2 protein-coding genes are annotated in these 1,492 nt (G+C 40.5%); both read left to right on the plus strand.

Annotation, left to right across the window (positions count from 1 at the left end):
* Nucleotides 1-199: 199 nt before the first annotated feature.
* A complete protein-coding gene (locus ABD010_RS18260) occupies nucleotides 200-628 on the plus strand; it encodes an organic hydroperoxide resistance protein (protein ID WP_174615791.1) in 429 nt (142 codons plus the stop codon).
* The coding region (locus ABD010_RS18265) for an NADP-dependent oxidoreductase (protein WP_343816511.1) at nucleotides 628-1,492 on the plus strand (865 nt) is incomplete at its 3' end. The genes ABD010_RS18260 and ABD010_RS18265, both read left to right, overlap by 1 nt.

The following is a 1,492-nucleotide window of genomic DNA, read 5'->3' on the forward strand; positions in this document are numbered from 1 at the left end:
TAGATAGAAAAACACAGTTGGTTGTTTAATTTTATTGCTTCATCTTTCTCCATTAACATTCATCCTTTCAGTCCTTCTCTATTTTAAACTATATGGAAGTTCATAAAATGTCAAACTTGTTTTTTGACGAGAAGAACTTTCTATGTTTTAATAGGTCTTGCGCAATTAAATTGTGCGCAATTAAAATGAGGTGATAAACTTGAATGCTTTATATACTGCTTCATCCACTGTCCGAGGTGGACGTAATGGACGTGTGATTTCAGATGATAAGATAATTGATATGCCATTAGTAATGCCTAAATCACTTGGCGGTGCTGGGGGAGAAGGGACCAATCCGGAACAATTATTTTCTGCTGGGTATGCAGCCTGCTTTGACAGTGCGTTGAATCTGGCTTCCAGAAAGCAACGAACTAAAATTGGCGAAACAGAGGTGAAAGCGCAAGTATCAATAGGAAAAGATACCGATGGAGGTTTCGCTCTTACTGTTGCATTGGATGTTAAAATTCCAGGGGTTGAACAAGAAGTAGCTGAACAACTTGTTGAATCCGCCCATCAAATCTGTCCATACTCCAAAGCAACCAGGGATAATATTGCAGTCGACTTGAAGGCTAAAGGGGTGGAAAGATAATGACATTAAAAGAAAAATTGAAAAATAGTCAGATTTTATTGGCAAAGCGCCCAAAAGGGATGCCAACAAAAGAGAATTTTACATTTAAAGACAGTCCTGTACCACAACCGGAAGAAGGAGAGGTTCTTGTTAAAACAATCTATTTATCTGTTGATCCGTATATGAGGGGCAGGATGGATGATGCAAAATCGTATGTGAAACCTTTCGAATTAAATGAGATGATCTGTGGCGGAATTATTGGAGAGGTCGTTTTGTCTGATTCAGATCAGTTAAGCGTCGGTGATAAAGTAGTCGGGACGCTCGGATGGCAGCGATATAACGTTATTCAGGAATCCAAGGTACGTAAAATTGATGAAACAATCGCTCCTCTGACCGCATACCTGAGTGTCCTTGGCTTAACTGGCTTGACTGCTTATTTTGGTCTGCTTGATATTGGTCAGCCAAAAGAAGGGGAAACAGTTGTTGTATCCGGTGCAGCAGGAGCGGTTGGTATGATCGTTGGACAGATTGCCAAAATTAAAGGAGCTCGAGTTGTCGGAATTGCTGGTTCCGATGAAAAGACAACCTATTTAAAGCAGGAACTTGGCTTTGACGAAACGATTAACTATAAAACCTCTCCAAATATGGAACAGGCGCTTGAGAAAGCCTGTCCAAATGGAATAGATATATATTTTGACAATGTCGGCGGACCAATTTCTGACGCAGCGATAAATCTATTAAATGAATTTGCACGCATCCCTCTTTGCGGTGCGATTTCGTCTTATAACCGGACTGACGGTGATCTAGGTCCAAGAATTCAGACAAAACTCATTAAGAGCCGTGGATTGATCAAAGGCTTTATCATTGGTGACTATGCTGACCGTT

Origin of the sequence: Virgibacillus siamensis (genome assembly GCF_039522605.1) — a bacterium.
Taxonomy (GTDB): Bacteria; Bacillota; Bacilli; order Bacillales; family Amphibacillaceae; genus Lentibacillus; species Lentibacillus siamensis.